Origin of the sequence: Paraburkholderia panacisoli (assembly GCF_008369935.1) — a bacterium.
GTDB classification, from domain to species: Bacteria; Pseudomonadota; Gammaproteobacteria; order Burkholderiales; family Burkholderiaceae; genus Paraburkholderia; species Paraburkholderia panacisoli.
Window position 1 is genome coordinate 1 of sequence record NZ_VTUZ01000016.1, and the last position, 17357, is coordinate 17357.

13 protein-coding genes are annotated in these 17357 nt (G+C 57.2%); 5 read left to right on the plus strand and 8 right to left on the minus strand.

The genetic code is table 11. The features are described from left to right. The 3 genes from FVF58_RS23225 to FVF58_RS23235 all read right to left on the minus strand — a co-directional run. Positions 1-1005, minus strand: a 1005-nt coding sequence (locus tag FVF58_RS23225) for an AMP-binding protein (RefSeq protein WP_149672185.1), incomplete at its 3' end; no start/stop codon positions are given. A 438-nt stretch (positions 1006-1443) separates the two neighbouring features. Further along, positions 1444-2136, minus strand: a complete 693-nt coding sequence (locus FVF58_RS23230) for a Crp/Fnr family transcriptional regulator (RefSeq protein ID WP_246217168.1) — start codon at positions 2134-2136, stop codon at positions 1444-1446. Between the two features lie 172 nt (positions 2137-2308). Next, on the minus strand, positions 2309-3292 hold the full coding sequence (locus FVF58_RS23235) for a LysR family transcriptional regulator (protein WP_149672345.1): 984 nt from the start codon (positions 3290-3292) through the stop codon (positions 2309-2311). 102 nt (positions 3293-3394) lie between these two features. Here FVF58_RS23235 and FVF58_RS23240 point away from each other — a divergent pair, with 102 nt between their 5' ends. The 4 genes from FVF58_RS23240 to FVF58_RS23255 all read left to right on the plus strand — a co-directional run bounded on the left by FVF58_RS23240 (position 3395) and on the right by FVF58_RS23255 (position 7352). Beyond that, complete coding sequence (locus FVF58_RS23240) at positions 3395-3793, plus strand: VOC family protein (protein ID WP_149672187.1); 399 nt, start codon at positions 3395-3397, stop codon at positions 3791-3793. Positions 3794-3811: 18 nt separating this feature from the next. Further along, positions 3812-4963, plus strand: coding sequence for an alkene reductase (locus FVF58_RS23245; RefSeq protein WP_149672188.1), 1152 nt, complete (start codon positions 3812-3814; stop codon positions 4961-4963). A gap of 229 nt (positions 4964-5192) precedes the next feature. Then, positions 5193-5987 (plus strand): SDR family NAD(P)-dependent oxidoreductase, encoded by a 795-nt coding sequence (locus FVF58_RS23250; RefSeq protein ID WP_223191169.1) that lies wholly within the window; start codon positions 5193-5195, stop codon positions 5985-5987. Positions 5988-6383: 396 nt separating this feature from the next. Further along, positions 6384-7352, plus strand: a complete 969-nt coding sequence (locus FVF58_RS23255; RefSeq protein ID WP_188130907.1) for an NAD-dependent epimerase/dehydratase family protein — start codon at positions 6384-6386, stop codon at positions 7350-7352. Between the two features lie 636 nt (positions 7353-7988). Here FVF58_RS23255 and FVF58_RS23260 read toward each other — a convergent pair. Continuing rightward, on the minus strand, positions 7989-8597 hold the full coding sequence (locus tag FVF58_RS23260; RefSeq protein WP_188130908.1) for a TetR/AcrR family transcriptional regulator: 609 nt from the start codon (positions 8595-8597) through the stop codon (positions 7989-7991). Positions 8598-8763: 166 nt separating this feature from the next. Here FVF58_RS23260 and nudC point away from each other — a divergent pair, with 166 nt between their 5' ends. Beyond that, on the plus strand, positions 8764-9729 hold the full coding sequence (gene nudC, locus FVF58_RS23265; RefSeq protein ID WP_149672192.1) for an NAD(+) diphosphatase: 966 nt from the start codon (positions 8764-8766) through the stop codon (positions 9727-9729). A gap of 93 nt (positions 9730-9822) precedes the next feature. On the opposite strand, the gene FVF58_RS23270 is transcribed toward nudC, so the two are convergent. The 4 genes from FVF58_RS23270 to FVF58_RS23285 form a co-directional block, all read right to left on the minus strand. Then, the gene (locus FVF58_RS23270; RefSeq protein ID WP_149672193.1) at positions 9823-12258 is read right to left on the minus strand and encodes an efflux RND transporter permease subunit; all 2436 of its coding nucleotides are present in this window, start codon (positions 12256-12258) and stop codon (positions 9823-9825) included. Positions 12259-12312: 54 nt separating this feature from the next. Then, entirely contained in the window at positions 12313-13467 is a 1155-nt protein-coding gene (locus FVF58_RS23275; RefSeq protein ID WP_188130909.1) for a WD40/YVTN/BNR-like repeat-containing protein, read from the minus strand. An 88-nt stretch (positions 13468-13555) separates the two neighbouring features. Continuing rightward, positions 13556-14938: a DUF1329 domain-containing protein gene (locus tag FVF58_RS23280; RefSeq protein WP_149672195.1), complete on the minus strand. Its 1383-nt coding sequence runs from the start codon at positions 14936-14938 to the stop codon at positions 13556-13558. A gap of 23 nt (positions 14939-14961) precedes the next feature. After that, on the minus strand, positions 14962-16725 hold the full coding sequence (locus FVF58_RS23285) for a DUF1302 domain-containing protein (protein ID WP_149672196.1): 1764 nt from the start codon (positions 16723-16725) through the stop codon (positions 14962-14964). Positions 16726-17357: the final 632 nt, after the last annotated feature.

Consider the following 17357-nt stretch of genomic DNA (forward strand, 5'->3'; position numbering starts at 1 on the left):
GGACATGCCGTAGCCGGTAAAGATATCGATGCCACGATCGAGCGCAGCGCGCGCGAGGCCGTGAGGCAATGCGCCGCCGCCGATGATGACTTTCCACTTGCCCAGATCGACATCCTTGGCCTCTGGACAGCCCAACAGCATGTGCAGAATCGTGCCGACGCAGTGCGAGAACGTGACCTCCTCGTCGCGTATCAGTTGCACGAGCCGCTCCGGCACATAACGTCCAGGATAAACCTGCTTCACGCCGAGCACCGTGGCGATGTAGGGCATGCCCCAGGCGTGAACATGAAACATCGGCGTCAGCGGCATATACACGTCGCCGCGATGAAAGCGTTGCCCCGACACCGGGCTCGCCAGCGCAGCCATGCCGGTAATCGTGTGCAGCACCAGTTGCCGATGTGAGAAGTAGACACCCTTGGGCAAGCCGGTGGTGCCTGTCGTGTAGAACGTGGTGGCCCGTGTGTTCTCGTCGAAATCCGGGAACGCATAGCTGGACGCGCTCCTGGCAAGCAGGCTCTCGTATTCGTCGGAGAACGGAATCGTATGCGCGCACGCTTCGCTGCCTTCCTCATCGATCCAGACAAATGTGCGCACCGTTTCGAGCTTGTCCTTGATCGCTTCCACCACAGGCAGGAAATCGGTGTGAACGAGCAGGATCTCCGCGCCGGCGTGATTGATGGTGTAGGCGATTTCTGAAGGCGAGAGCCGCACGTTCACCGTCTGCAAGACCGCACCCATCATCGGGATGGCGAAGTAGCATTCGAGGTAGCGATGACTGTCCCAGTCCATGACCGCGACGGTACTGCCATGCTGCGCTCCGAGTCCGCTCAGACCACTGGCGAGCCGCGCAATGCGTTCGCCCAGCGTCCTGTAGGTCAAGCGTTTCTGCCCTCTGTAGACGATCTCCTGGTCCGGCGCCTGGGCGAGCGGCGTATGCAGCAGATGCTTGATCAACAATGGATAAGCATAGGCTGACGGCGTCGGGTTCATCGTCTGGTCGTGCATCTACATCTCCCTGGTTCCGATAGTGGGTACCCGTTCACGAATGCATCCGCCAACGGCGTCCGCGTAGTGACTTCTCTGCGATGCTCTCGCGTCGGGTTGTGCAGCCATACTATTGAGGGCATAAACCCATGACTGCCAGAAACCTTGCAATCTCGGGTTTCTCCCAATCGCCCAGCGCGGAAAACGCGGGGACCGGAACCGGTGGAACAATGGGTGCAGTCGGCGTGGAAAAGCAGATCGGTGTTTTTCTTTCGCTTTCCCAACTGCCGAAGAGGCGCTGCGGTTCTGGGCTTGCCTACCGCTTATTGGCGCGACGGAAATGTGCATCGGCGGCGGCGAGCGACCGGGCACGCCGGCGACGCACGCGTCGATGGATGGCTGACATAAGTCTGGAAGCGGTGTGACCACCGATAACAAAAGTAATGCGACGCAGGATCCTCAGACGTACTCCTGGAATGCCAGGAGCATTTCTTTCGACAGAATCTCAATGCGCCCGTAACGCAAATTGACGGCACCCTTCGCGGCCATCGCCTTTAGCTCCAGAGCCAAAGTTTGTCGAGTAATTCCGAGCATCATCGCGAGTGTGTCCTGCGATACGGTTATTTCCCGGCGAATCTGCGGCGCCATGGTCACGTCGCCGTATGCAAGGAGCAAAAGTCTCCGGGCGATTCTTGCCCGCGTCGAATGCAGCGTGACATCCTCGACCATTCGATACAGCCAGTTCATATGTATCGATTGGAGATCCGCGATGGCCCTGAAAAACGTGGCGTTTTTCATCAATGCCTCGAATGCCTGTGGCTTGACGGTGAAGATCGTTGACTCATCGAGGGCCACCACATCGCGCATGCGAGGCAAGCGCTGGGTCAGCGATGTCTGGCCAAACCAATTGCCGGCTTCAATGACAGCAAGAATCGCCTCCTTGCCATCTTCACGCACCGTGGACGCCTTCAGGCGCCCACGATTGAGTCCACAGAAACCATCAGGCGCGTCTCCCTGCCGGAACAAACAATCGCCAGCCTGCAGCGTGGCGACTTCGCTGCTGCTCAGCAAAGCCTGCTGCTCAGCCGGCGGCAACGAGCTGAACCAGGCGTTGACACGCATTTCTTCGGACGTATCCGTAATGGAGGGCATTCGACACCGTTGATGTTAAAAAATACGAGAAGACACCAACAATATGAAGTCAGTGGTCTTTATCGAGGAGGGGTTACGTGAGTCCGTGCGACTTTTCAGGCAGCATTTCGTCATTCCGGATCGTACGAACAGCTAATGTAACGAACTTCTGACTCACGATACTAGTGCCGGATTACGTTTCTCGCGGTGGACGGCTATTGCGGGCGCCACTTTTTTCCGCAACTCCAGCGCCGGAGTTCAAATAGTCATCCAGGTCCCGTGACATCGCTGAAAAGCGTTCCACCAGGAAGTCGAGGAGTGTCCGTACGCGCGGCGCCATATACCGGCTACGTTGGTACAGGGCGTGCACAGGAACATCCGGAGACCGCCACTCCGGCATCAGAATCTTTAGTTTCCCCGCGCGCAGATCCGATCCGATGTCCCATACCGATTTCATCGCTATGCCGTAACCAGCCACTGCCCACTCGCGCGCGAGCGCGCCGTCGTTTGTCTCCCGAGAGTTTCCAAGGGGCACGGTATAGGTCTCCACCTCATCGCCGCGCGTGAACCTCCAGTCGTTCGCAAGCCCGGATGTCGTCCCGAGAACGATGCAGTCGAAACGCTCGAGGTCCTGCGGACGCTCCGGCGCGCCGTGCGTCGCCACGTACTCCGGCGACGCACAAAGCACGCGTCGATTGGGTGCCAGGCGCCGAGCGACAAGCAAACTATCGGGAGGCACGCCAAATCGGATCGCAAGGTCGATTTCATCAAACAACAGGTTCGACAACGAATCGGACAAAACCACCGCGAATGTGACCTCCGGATATTGAACGTTGAACTCGTCGAGCCAACCCTTCAGGACATGACGGCCGAAATCCGAAGTCGCTGAAACCCGCACTTTCCCGCTAACAATGCTCCGACCAGCTTGCAGCGCTGCATGGGCATCCTCCAGGGACTGAAGCGCCTGCTGACAATGCATCAGATAAATCCGGCCCTCTTCTGTGAGCCGTAGCTGGCGCGTCGTGCGCTCAAAGAGCCGCGTATGCAGGGTCGCCTCCAGCTTCACAAGGCGTGCACTCGCAGCAGCCGGAGACAGCCCGAGCTTTCGCCCGGCTACAGATAACCCGCCCAGGTTCGCCGCTTCTACAAAAAGCCGGATGTCACCGAGGTTCTCCACGAGATTTCCGTTTTTTTTGAAGATCATTCAAATCTTACGCCAATTATCAAAGTGTCCTGGGCTCAGCACAATACGCCACATCAGCAATCAACCACCGCCCACATGAAGCTCGACCACGCAACCATCGTCACCAGAGACCTCGAAGGTGCGCGGAACTTTCTTTGCAGCATCGTCGGCCTGAGCGACGGCCCGCGGCCTCCTTTCCGGGTAGGTGGCTACTGGCTATACGCCGACGGTCGCCCGGTCATTCATCTCGTCGAGGCAACCCGTCCTGCGCTCGAAGGGAAGACCTCACCGCGTATCGACCATGTTGCGCTGCGTATCGATGACGCCGCGGAGTGGGCAGCGCTGCTTGACCGCATACGGTCAAACAGCGTTCCTTATGAACTCGCAGAGGTACCGCTAGCAGGCGAACTCCAGCTCTTCGTGTCGCCGGCACCCAGCGTGGTCATCGAATTCGTAACCCGGAAAGGCATTTCCATTTCAACCTTCGTCAACTAAGCACGGATATCCGCAACCATGTCGACTACTACCACCTCGCCGCTTTTCGCACCGATCACAGTCGCCGGCCGCAAGCTCGCTCACCGCGTCGTGATGGCCCCCATGACGCGTGCGCGCAGCTCTCAGCCCGGTGACGTGCCCAATACAATGAACGCCCGCTACTATGCCCAGCGTGCCTCGGCTGCGCTGATCGTGACCGAAGCCTCCCAGATCTCGCCTCAAGGCAAGGGCTATTCCTTCACGCCGGGCATCTACAGCCCCGAACAGGTCGCCGGATGGCGACTGGTGACGGATGCGGTTCACGCCGCCGGCGGCCGGATCTTCCTGCAACTCTGGCATGTGGGCCGCATGTCTCACCCGGAGTTCCACAACGGCGAGCTGCCGGTCGCTCCTTCCGCCGTCCCCTTCGACGCCCAGATCTGGAAGGTTGACCCGGCCACCGGCGTCGGCGCCATGTTCGACTGCCCAACCCCGCGCGCACTCACCCGTGACGGAATCAAGGGCGTAGTCAACGATTTCCGCCTGGCTGCCCGCAACGCCATGGACGCGGGATTCGATGGCGTCGAGGTTCATGGAGCCAACGGCTATCTGGTCGACCAGTTTCTCCGCACGACATCCAACACGCGCACCGACGAATACGGCGGCTCACGTGAAAACCGATTGCGCTTTCTCAAGGAAGTCGTCAACGCCGTAGCGGACGAAGTTGGCGCAGAGCGCACGGCCATTCGCCTGGCTCCGTTCCTGACCGCGCGCGGCATGGCCTGCCCAGACATTCTGCCGACCATCCTCGAAGCCACTGAATTCCTGCAGGCACGCGGCGTTGCCTATCTGCATCTGGTCGAGGCGGATTGGGACGACGCACCGCAGTTCACCGAGAAGTTCCGCCAGGACATCCGTGCCCGCTTCACGCGGCCGATCATCGTTGCCGGCAACTACGACGAGGCGCGTGCCGAATGGGTTCTGTCCAGTGGCTATGCCGACCTGGTCGCCTTCGGCCGACCGTTCGTAGCCAATCCGGACCTCCCGCGCCGGCTCGCTGAGGGCCTGCCGTTGAGCGCCCTCGACGGCAGCACGCTGTTTGGCGGCGACGAGCGCGGCTACAGCGACTATTCGGCTTCGCCCGAAGCGGAAGTTTTCGTCGGAGACCAGGACGCAGTCAGCCTCTCGTGAGTAGCGGCACTGCCGATGTAGATCGGATCGCCGCGTGAGTCGATCCGGTGCCCGCACACTCCCGGACTTCAATTCCCCACTAATCCGGGGACCAGCAACCATGTCCACCAGTTCGTCACTGCGTTTCGTGCCGGCTGCCATCGCCGTCGAATGACGTGACCAGCAATTTGCATCTGGATCAAACGTGCGGAAGGGCATGACACATTACGTTCAACGCAAGGAGCAGAACATGTTTGTCTATCGCGGCGCGACCGCCCTGATTACCGGCGCATCGAAAGGATTAGGGAAGGTCTTCGCAGAAGCACTTGCCGCGCGTGGCATGAACCTCGTGTTGGTGGCCAGGTCTAGCGACGTTTTGAACGCCTTATCGTCAGACCTTGCAGCCAGGTACGGCGTGCAATGCGTCCCGCTCAATGCCGACCTGGGGGTTCCCGAAGCCCCTATCCAGATCGGCGAGGAACTCAAGCGCCGCGGCATCCAGATAGACCTGCTGGTCAACAACGCAGGGCTGGGGCTGACTGGCAGCTTCCTCTCGCACGATCTCAAGAAGGAACAGTCGTCGATTCAGGTCAACGTTCAGACGCTCGTCGGCCTCGCCCACCTGTTCGGGCGCAGTATGGCAAAACGTGGCAAGGGGGGCATCATCAACCTCGCATCCAACGCGAGCTTTCAACCGCTCCCTCATATGGCAACCTATGCCGCGACCAAGGCCTTCGTTCTTTTCTTCAGCGAGGCACTGCAATTCGAGGTCGCCGGCACGGGCGTACATGTGATGGCCGCTTGCCCAGGGCCGACTGCAACGAGCTTCTTTGATGGGGTTTCGACCAGTGTGTCGCCGAAGGATATGGACAGCGCGGAATCGGTTGTTCAAAAAACCCTCAAGGCTTTCGATCAGAGAAAAGCTGTCGCCTACCCTGGACGGACAAGCGTCCGAGTGGCAACCTGGTTGTCGCGATTTCTTCCTCGAGCGCTCGTTGTGCGCCTCGCGGCGATGGCTAGCGGCAAAATGGGGCTTCACAGCTGACAACATCTGCATCTGATGTGGGCCGCCATGATCGAGAGCTTTTCCACGATCCGGTTACCCACGCTGCACGAGTGGTCCCCGTTTAGATCTCTCGACGCGTGGTGCCTCGTATCCGGATGCTATTTCTCATCTAGAATACCATTTGCTCTTTGAATTCTATATGGTATTCTTAGACATCGATTTGACTCAAGCCATCTGCACCGCGTTGCCGAAGACGGCCATCCACATAGTCGAAGCAGGGACACCAAGCGGCGCACGACCCAGTTCTCGCGTTCCCCGGAGCACGCGCAACTCAACAACTCGCCAGAACCCAGACGGCGACTTTAACTCTCAGATCCAATGGATTGCGGGCCTGAGACATCAGCAAAGAATGCTGAACTATCAAGGAGAAGTGCAATGAAGATTCTCGTGACCGGCGCGACCGGTTTCATCGGTGGCGCTGCCGCCAAGGCGCTCGCCAAACGGGGACACGAGGTCTTCGGCCTCGCGCGTTCGGAGGATTCTGCCGGGAGGCTTCGCCTTGCCGGAATCACCCCTGTCGCCGGCGACTTCGCCGACAGCGCAAGTCTCATCAAAGCGGCCAACGAAGTCGAAGCGATCGTCAGCACGGCAAGCATTGGCTCATTGGCGGGTAGCGCTGAAACGTTCGCGCAGGATCGGGATGCGATTCGCGCCATGCTCGGCGCTATCGAAGCAACGGGCAAGACACTGATCTTTACCAGCGGCTCGGCAGTCCTTGGCATCGTCAATGGCGGCGAGGCTACGCCCAACGTTTTTGATGAAGATGTGGATCTACCGTTGCCGCCTTCAGTCTTCGCGCCTGCGTCGGCAAATGTGCCACCAGTGATGGTCGAAATGTTCGGCGCAGCCATGGCCGCGCGCGTCGAGACGGAGAAGGAAGTAGCGAGCGCCTCTGGCGTCCGCGGCATCGTAATGCGCCCCGGCCTCGTCTACGGACATGGCGGCAGCTATGACCTACCCGGCCTCATCCGCATGGCTCGCGCTCAAGGGGTCGCGCCACACCTCGGATCCGGTGCGACGTTGCAGGGCTACGTTCATGTTGATGAACTCGCCGAGTTGTACTGCCTCGCTGTCGAACGCGCACCCGCTGGTGCGGTGCTGCACGGCGTCGCAGGTGAAGTGAGCCAGCACGAACTCGCCGCCGCCGTCAGCCGCATGATTGGGGCCGGCGATCGCACGGCAAGTCTTGAGTTCGCGGAAATGTTCGCGACCGGTGGTCCGATCGGCGTTAGTCTTTCGTTGAACAAGCGCATGTCGTCAGAGAAGACGCAACGTCTGCTGGGCTGGTCGCCGACCCGCACGGACATCCTGCACGACATCAAGTTTGGGTCGTACGCGATCTGAATCCGTTGAGATTGCGTTTGTAGCAGAAAACACATCTCAAGCTGCTCCAACTCCGCGTATGGTGCCGTGGAGAGCCCTGCGTGCGCAGTCGCTCTCCACAGGTGCCTGAGCGGCGCTTCCTGTCGGCGCGCTCGATGACGAGTCGCGACAGCCGCGCAATCTTGCCGTAACGAGCGATCGGCCGATCCGGCATTGCGCAATGCATTGATTTTCGTGGGAGCGGAGGGCCTAGGTAGGCTCAATCAGGCACAACAGCGCTTCGACCATGTACAAACGCTGTGGCTATCTTCAGGATCGGCGATACCGGGACGAATGCGTCACGGCTGACCGCCGAGTAGGACGAGCGGCGACTTCCGATGCCGAGGAACGCCATCAGAACCACGGATGCGCGGTGCGGCGGACTGGCACGCATTTTGAACGAGTTTGAAATTGAACAATGTTGGCAACGCACTGGACCAGATGAGCGACCTCGTTGACGCTCAGACGAAGACCATGGGTGTTCCAGGGCGCACGGGCACTTGAGCAGGAATCGGCCGCGCGTCAGTAGTTGACCCCGGACAACTGCTTTTGTGGGCTGCTGAACCCCGCCTCAGGTCCCAACACTCACCGGGACAATCGGGCCGCTCGCAGCACCCGCTACTTCGTCAGAAGAACCTGCAAAAGTTCATCGATCACCCTGCCGGCCTGACTACGGGATCTGGACTTGCCCATCGGACGCTGGAGGCTCAGACCATGGGCCAGCGCGATAATACATGCCGCAAGGTCCGCGGCATCAATTGGAAGGTCGGCCGCAGACACCTTGAAGTACGCGCGAAGAATGCGGGCGAGAGTGCGTATCTGCTGCTCCTGAAGTGCATAATAGTGCTCCGCAAACTCTGGACTGCGGCGAGCCTGCAACTGAAGCTCCGTGGCAAGAACGGGACAATCGCTTTCCGAATGCATGGTAGCAAGCCATTGGCTGATCGCCTGATAGAGTTCCTTTGGCTCCAACTCGACGATTTTTTCCAGCGCCTCCATGTCGCGCTCCATGTTTAGTCGCAACAACTCGAGGAACAGATCCTCCTTCGTTGCGAAATTGGAGTAGATGGCGCCTTTCGAGAGGCCTGCTTCTGCAGCGATGACGTCGACCGAGGCGCCACCATAGCCGAACCGGGCAATCGCACTCTCGGCCGAGGCTAGCAGCCGCCCACGCGTGAGCGCTTGCTGTTCAGCACGACTACGGCGAACGGGACGCTGAGCTTCCATTTGCATTTTGAAGTTTAATCGGTATTTAGAATGTCACTGTAAGTTGTAACCTATTTTTGCCGTTTAGGAAAGCCCCTTTGCATATACCGCCCCCGTCCGGGCGACGTAAAGCGCATCGCGCGAAACCGAACGACAAACCAGCGTAACCATACCGACAGATACTCCAATGTCCATCCCTGACCAACCCAGCACTATCGGCTTTGCGTTCAATCCCCTCGACCGGCGCAACGAAAAACGCGACGATACAGCGTTCATCGAGGGTTTGCGGCGCGATCCGTCAACGCGTTTTATCGTCTTCTCAGTGGAAATTCCTGTCCTGAAGCGCGGCAGCGAGCACGACATGCTCTTCTCGGCACTCGAAGTATCAGAGTTCGGCCCCCCTGCACAGGTCGTTTTCCTAGGACTGGCTGACGGCGGGTCGGCACGCTTCGCCCTCGGGTTCCATCAAGGTGCGTTCGATTCCCCTGCACTATCGACACGCTTCGAGCTGATCGATCTGCGTTCAATTGCGGTTGGCGGCCTGGCCTCGCCCCGCCTGCTGGGCGCACTCGGTCAGGCAAAAGCAATGCTCGATTGGCATCGGCGCCATCGCTTCTGCGCAAATTGCGGCCAACCGAGCCGAGCGTCGACCGCAGGCTGGCGACGTTCGTGCGATGCTTGCGGATCGCAACACTTTCCACGAGTCGATCCGGTCGTGATCATGTTAGGCATCAACGACAATCACTGTCTGTTGGGACGTCAACGTCAGTTCGCAACAGGAATGTACTCGGCGCTTGCTGGCTTCGTCGAGCCCGGCGAAACGGTGGAAGACGCGGTACGTCGCGAGGTGCTTGAGGAAACCGGCGTGCATTGTTCACAGGTCGCCTATTTCGCTTCTCAGCCCTGGCCGTTCCCGTCATCACTGATGATCGGCTGTTTCGCTCGGGCGAATGATATGGAAATCACCGTTGATACGACAGAACTGGAGGACGCGCGCTGGTTCTCACGAGAGGAAGTCGTCGCGATGTTGTCCGGCACGCACGCTGGAGGACTGTCCGCACCCAAGCCCTTCGCCATTGCACACCATCTGCTCCGCGCGTTCGCCAGTGAAGGCGCTGCGGTTCTGCGCGCTACTGAACCGGCTCCTTCCTGAATCCGTGCGTATCATGTCGAACAGAAGCCGTTAGCCTCCGATCGCCCACTCACATGGCGACCTGCGGTTTCCGGACAACATCCACTCCCCAGCTCAACTGGACGCAACGCGTGACTTCGCCCCTGGTGAGCCCGAATCTTTCTCCGTCGAAGGCAATTTCGACACGTCCCTCAACAGAAAATGCGAGAGAGCTGGGATCAGGACCAATGCGCCAACCATATTCCAGAGAAACATGAAGGTAAGCAAGATCCCCATATCAGCCTGGAACTTGATTGGCGACCACGCCCAGGTCACCACAGCAGCGGCTAATGTGACGCCAATGAGCGCGATCACTTTTCCCGTAAAATTCAAAGCCGACAGATGCGCCTCCTCCAGGGAGTAGCCTCGACGCTGCATTGCCAGTTGTACGCTAAGAAAATATAAGGCGTAGTCCACGCCAATACCGACTCCGAGTGCTGTTACCGGCAGAGTGGCCACCTTTACACCTATCCCCAGCACCACCATCAGTGCCTCACAAAGGATCGACGTTATCATCAGCGGAACCAGCGCGACGACAACCGCGCGCCAACTGCGGAAGGTAACGAAACACAGCAACATCACCGCGCCGTAGACCATGAACAACATACGTCTATTCGCATTGCGGACCACGATATTCGTGGCAGCCTCGATACCAGAACTGCCCGCCGCAAGCAGGAATTTGGTCTCGCCTGTGTTATGCGTAGCCAGGAATTGCTGCGCGGTTGCAACGACGCGTTCCAGGGTCTCCGCCTTGTGATCCGAAAGAAACGCAATAATGGGGGCCACGGAACGATCGTTGTTCACAAGTTCCGGGTTTGCAACATAAACATTGTTGATCGCATCGTTTGTCACATAGGGGTCCCGATTGATCGTCATCCATCGCGGGTCACCCTCGTAACCAGACGCGGTGTACAAGCGCGCGAGGCTGCTGGCCGAGGTCGTAGTTTGCACCCCGGGCACATCGCGCAACGCTTCCTCGAGCCGGTCCATCTCCAACAGTGTCCGAAAACCGGTAACTCCTGTTTGCGGGGTCTTCACGATGATCGCAAATTGATCCGTCGACAATCCGTAGTGGTTTGTGACGTAGGCCGCATCACGGTTGTAACGCGAATTGGCACGCAATTCAGGCGCCCCCGGATCAAGGTCGCCTATCTTGAGATGTTCGCCTACGACAAGGCCGCCAACAGTCAGGCCGAACGCGAGAAGCAGGACAACGCTCGCCACGCGACGGCGTGAGAACGGTGCGAGAAGTCGTATAAACGGGTGACTAGTGCTCGTTCGCAAACTGCGTTCAGCCGCAGCCTCGCTCACACCCGTATATGACAGCAACACGGGCAACAAAATCAAATTCGTGAAAACCAGCACTACCACGCCAATACAAGCTGCCAGCGCAAGCCCACGGATAACGGGAATGTCGATGAACATCAGAACAGCGAACCCAACGGCGTCCGCCAGCAACGCAGTCAGGCCCGCCGCAAATAATCGGCGAAACGTATAGCGCGCTGCCACATATCTGTCTGTCCCACGACCGATGTCCTGCGTCACGCCGTTCATTTTCTGCGCACCGTGCGAGACGCCCACCGCAAAGATCAGGAACGGTACAAGTATCGAATACGGGTCAAGCTTTGCACCCAGCAGGCGCATAATCCCAAGCTGCCACAATACCGCCGTCAGAGAGCATAAGCTTACGAGTAATGTACTGCGTGGACACCGCGTGTACAGGAACACAAACCCCATCGCGATCAGTGCGGCAAAAATGAAATACACGACGACCTGTCTGAGGCCGTGAATCAGGTCACCCGTGAGCTCGGCAAAGCCGATCACGTGGATCGCAATCTGGTCATTTGAATAGTCGGCCCGGATCTTCTCAATCGCGTCTCGAACAGCAAGGTCATCAAGGGGCTTTCCACTATCGCCGTACGTTGTCAGTAGCGGCACAAAAATCGTACTGGAATTCTGGTCGCCTCCGACAATGGAACCGACAATGCCCGCGCGAGCAATATTGACGCGAAGGCGCTGAATACTTGCCGGTGAACCATCGTAATCGTCAGGCATGACAGGACCGCCCTGGAACCCGTCGGCGGTGACTTCCGTCCACCGGACAACGGGCATCCAGAGAGATTTGACAAAAGCGCGATCGACCCCACGAATCACGTAAACCCGGTCGTTGATCTGGCGCAATGTTTGAAGATACTGCGGGCTATATATGTTCCCCTTTTTGTTTTCAACAACAATGCGTACCGAGTTACCCAGACTACGCAGAGAATCAGCATTCTCGAGGTAGTTATGGATGAATTCGCTTGATTGGGGCATCATGTCGCGGAAACTCACGCCTATTGTCAGCTTTGACGCTTCGAACCCCAAAATAGCAACCAACAGTAGGCTGATGATCATGATCAACCGTCTGTGATTGAAAATCAGTCGCTCCAGACGGGATCCTGAACGGCGATCGAAGTCTTTTTGCGAACGTACGACAGGCATCCCGTCACCGCTTCCGATATTGCTTTCCATAAGACACTCTCAAGATCTCGAAGCAAAGGCCCTACCAGGGGCCATCTGCTAAAGTCAATGAAGCGTTAAGACGCGCGTGCCATCTAATCCGGACAACGCCACTGCGCTGTTTCCCATGTCGTGAACGGCCGTAAAGACAGTCGGTTTCCCGATTACCTGCAACTGAAACCTCTCACCCATCTCATCGCCGGTCGCAATCTCTCCGGCGCTTGTCACCAGCACAAACGCGTGACGCTTCGGGAGATAGGCTGCGCCGGTGATGGCGCCGTGCATAGGTACGGTCGTCGGCATCCACGTAGTGCCCGAGTCCGTGCTGCGATAGACAGTACCGCGCAAGCCGTAGGCCAACAGCACCTTGGCGTTGCCCACAATGCCGAAGAAGCTTCCCGGGTAACCCGTGGTCGTTGCGACAAACCGTCCAGATTGGCGGTCGAATTTGAAGACGGTCCCTTTCTCCGCGGCAATATAAAGGTTCCCTTCGATGTATTGAATCGAGTTCAGATGCAGGAACTGCGGGTCATCAATACGGTCCAGATACGGTTGCCAGGTCTTTCCACCATCCTCAGTTGCTACGATCATCCCGAAGGAACCAACCGCGAACCCCCTGCGGGCGTTTTCGAAGGCCACGCTGACGAACGGCAACGTGGGGCCGCTTTTATAGTTGAGATTCAACTGGTCCAGATAGGGTTGTACGGACTGATCGCCGGCCGCGACCTTCTGTTGATATGTGGCAGACAAGCTACGGGCCGCAACGCGCCCATCCAGTTGTCGACTCCACGTCGCCCCGCCATCCCCGCTATGCAGCACCACACCGTCGTGCCCCACCGCCCAGCCTTCGAGGTTCGTTGGAAAACTGAGCGCCAGCAAATCGCTTTGGACCGGCACAGAAGCCTGCGCCCACGTCTTGCCGCCGTCATCGGATATCGCGACCAAGCCGCGCATGCCTACCGCAACGAGGCGTCGACCCGCACCCACAACTGACATTACGGGTCGTCCGCCAACCGACGTACGCATCAGCGCCGGCGCGTCAAGAGGATCGACGAAAGCTCGGTTAGGCGAGCCGTCCGCTGCCGACGTTGAGGCATTCGCGGCCTGATTGCCCAGTCCCGCACACGTCATTGCGATAACCACAGCGACGCTTGCCCACTTCCTCATACCGCGGGCGTTCAACACCTTCTCGAAGATGACCATAGCAGTAAACCCAATCAAAGACCGATTCGAGGCATAACGCACTATCCAGATCCATTTTCAGAGCGGCACATCCGAAGGTCGGACCGATGCGCCGCTCTGATTTGCATCAGTGCATACCGGTTCCGGCCATGCCTGCTGGAGTGAACAAGTTCTCTTTTTGATGCGTATCGGACGGCTTGATCAAAGGACGGCCATCGACGGGGCCGCCAGAATTTGTTCCGAAATAGTTTCCTTTCTGTAAATCGTAAATGTTATAGGTTGCGCTAAATACCCCTCCGCCTCCATCGTAATAATTGAATGTGTAGTCAAATCCAACCTTCCATAGCTTTCCTTCCGGATCGTATGCGTCCGCTTCCACGATGGCCCAGCTATCCTCATCAACGTAGAAAGTTCTCTTCGAATAGGCATGCCGCTCCCCATGTTTCAGAGTTGCTTCGACAACCCATACCCGGTGCGCCTCCCAGCGAATTGCGTCCGGATTCAAATGCTCCTTCCCAAACAGCTGGTCTGGCGGTGTCGACAGATACTTATATGAGCTGTACGGAATAATCAATTCCTTCTTACCGATCAAATTAAAATCGAACCGGTCCATCCGCCCATGAAAGAGTCCAAGGTCGTCCCAGAACATAACGCCACCGAATTGGGAAATCGGTGTGTCGTATTTATAATCGGGTGCCATTCTCGTCCGCCGTTGCCCTGGCATATAGAGCCACGTCGTTTGATCGTCTACCGAATTGTTAATTGGAGTGTACGCAAGTATTGCCGTACCGACTCCGGTTGGTGGCGATACCTGAACAACGTGATAAACGTCGTAAGCGTTATGCGGCGCCTTTCCTTGCCCTAACGCCCGATCGTAGTACGGCCTGTAATCGTTCGCATCATTCTCGGGAAGTTCGCTTCGATTTCCCGCGCTGTCCACCAGCCAGGACTTTGCCTGATCTTCGTACTGGGTCCTCTGGAAATTCAGACTGCTATTGAACATGACTTCATAGCCATCTTTCGGAATTGGAAACGGAAGGCCGCCAAATGCACCCTCCACGCCATCCCCTTGAATCTTCCCAACAAGCTTTGCGTTGGTGGCGTTCTTGAGTGTGTTGTCGAGCACCCACTTCGGATAGTGCATGGTCCGATGTGTGGGGTAGACGTCAAGACGGTAAGTCGGAAAGCGCTTCAGCAATGCCTGGACCCCGGGCGTCAGTCGATCCGCGTACTGCGACATATTCTTCGCGGTAATGCTGTATAGCGGCTTTTCGTCCTTAAACGGATCGGGAATCAAGCCGCTCTTCGGATCAAAATCTGCCGGTGGCGTAGTAAGTCCGCCCGTATACGCGGGAACCGCGCCATCCGCACTTGCTTGTTTCTCAGCGCCGAACTCTGTCAGCGAGGTGCCCAGCTTACTGGCCTCGTCCGCCGACACCGCTGCGAGCGCAGTTCCTGAATGCGAGACAATGACAAGCATTCCCGCGACGATTCCAAATACCTTCTTCATAACGTCTCCTCCAACAAGAATTACTAGAACGAGCTTTGCAGTGTGAGTGAAACCCAGTTACGGTCGTTATTGCCAAACAGTCCGTTGCCGCTCGAGTAGTAGGCAAGACCGCTTGGTGTAAAGGCAATGCCGTTGGTATGAGCGTGGTACCCGTTGTATGCGAGCGTCACGGTCGTTTTCTGTCGGATCGTGGCCTGTACACCAATCGAAAACGAGTTGGTCCCCTGCCCGTTCTGTGCGGTGCCGACCTGCGCACTATTTCCGTAGATACCGAACACGTCCGAAATGGGCATACTCAGATCGACGCCCGGAAAAACCTGTAGCCATTGCGGCTGGAACAGAATTGCCGCCGCGGCATAGTTGCGAGTTGAGCAGCCGTCCCATTTGTTACCGCTACTGCAACCGGCGTAACCCACGCCGTTGTAGAGAGCCTGATTCGCAGTAACGGACAAAAGCCTGGTATACGCGAGTTCGCCAGTCAGCGTGCCTGTATCCCACAGAAACGACCGCGACAGTGGGACAATCGCATTCGCGATAAGGTTGAGCGTGTTTCCCTTCGCACCTTCCGGCTCAGCCGCGACGAGCGGACTAGGAGTGCTATTCAGTGCTGTGTTTCTCCGGTACGACGCTTCAAAGCCAGCGCCGACATTTCCTATCGTGGTATCAAACGAGTATCCGAATAACTGAACGCCCCGGTTGTACGATAAATGGTAATCCGTAGGAACTCCGCCCGGACCGAAATCCAGCAAGGGAGCCCACGGCTGCGTTTCGTCGAAACGTCGGAAATAGAATCCCATCCCACCGTTCAGAGACGCCGGAGTCCAACCCACTTTCACACCGAAATTGTTATCAAGATTCCGCGGCACATTGCTTGCGCCAGCCGGTACGTTGATTGGCATGAATCCGCCCGCCGGCAAGCCCAATTGACTGCTAGGCACAGCTCCAACGAAGAAATTGGAGGGGCCAGTAAATAGAAAATCAGCGGGTGCGAGGAATGTCCCCCCGGCAGGTAAGCGATTTGAGTTGAAAACGAATGCGTATTGCCCTGAAAGCGAGACCTCAGGCGTGAGATGCGCAGTCAAACTAAGTTGCGGGCGAGGCAGAAATAGCTGTTGAACCTCGGCTCCAGGATTTGTAGACAACGCTATGGCGTCGATAGCTCCCTGACCGTATGAGATGCCTTCAAGTGGAAAAAATAGAGCGTTACCCCAATATTCCGTGAACTGCCCAGCCTTCAACGAAACGTTTTTCCCCGCCACATCAAAGTCATCAAACACAAATGCATCAAGCAATTGCTGGCCCTGCACATAGTATCTATTCGTAAAAGAGGAAAACTTACTGTCCGGATAAGAATCGATGGAGCGGTACGTGATAGGGGGCAAACCACCACCTGCGGGCGCGTAGATCCCAGGATTTGAGACGTTCCCGCCTCCGTAAGCGAAGTCTTTCCATATTGATGCAGAAAGACGAAAACCTGCATGCCCCTTGTAGGTTACGTTTAATTCTGAAAGCAATGCTGTACGGTTGGTGACGATGTCGCCCGCGTGCGCAAACTTATAGTCGGATTCGTCATTGTCCGGATTGTTACCTATGAGCGGATCAATACCACCGGCGCGCATTCCGAGGTTGTATGTCAGCGTGTTGTCCCAACTGACCTGCCAGTCCGACGGCATGTTGAATGAAAATGCCCACGCACCCGTGGGGACCGTGGCCATCAACACCGCTGAGAGAGCAATCGTTCCCTTCAGCCGCCCGGCTATCGTCTCTTGCGATCTGGCATCCAACATTTCCGGCGTCTCCTGTTTGCTTAAAGCCGCGATGTTCAGCGCAGCCGTCTAGTACTTATGTCCGGGCAGCCATTTCATCCCGAACCATTTATATGAATTGCATTCCTAACTATCGTCCATTGATACTCGTCAACTCTCTCGCAACGCAGAATTACATTTTCATGGACTTTGAGCCCAACCGGATCGCAACATTAGCCAGCCTGAAGACTCTCAACTGCTACAGGCCCCGTGGTCACAACAATCCGTGCGCCGCCCCTCGCCACGCTTAAGACGATTGCCACCTTCACGGTCAAGTGAACCGCGAGTCATAGTGTCGGCCTTGTCGATTGCGCCTCTGCATCCGTCAGTCAACCTACTGCAAATGTCTAGCCTTCGACAAATGATACCAATCAGACTTTAAATATCAATTGGTATTTGTATTGACGTCGCAAAAAATCACCGAGGCTCAGGAGGCTGTGCCGACGATTTGGCGACGGGGGTTTGGCCCTGCGGTGACGTCAGGTAGCAAGCAATTCACGCCGATATCTTTCTGCGCATCGTCGAATCACGTCGCTCTGTCGAACAAGTTGACTACACCTTCGATGCAACGTGGCCGGCACGCCCGGGAACGCGACAGATCTTGATAGCCCAAC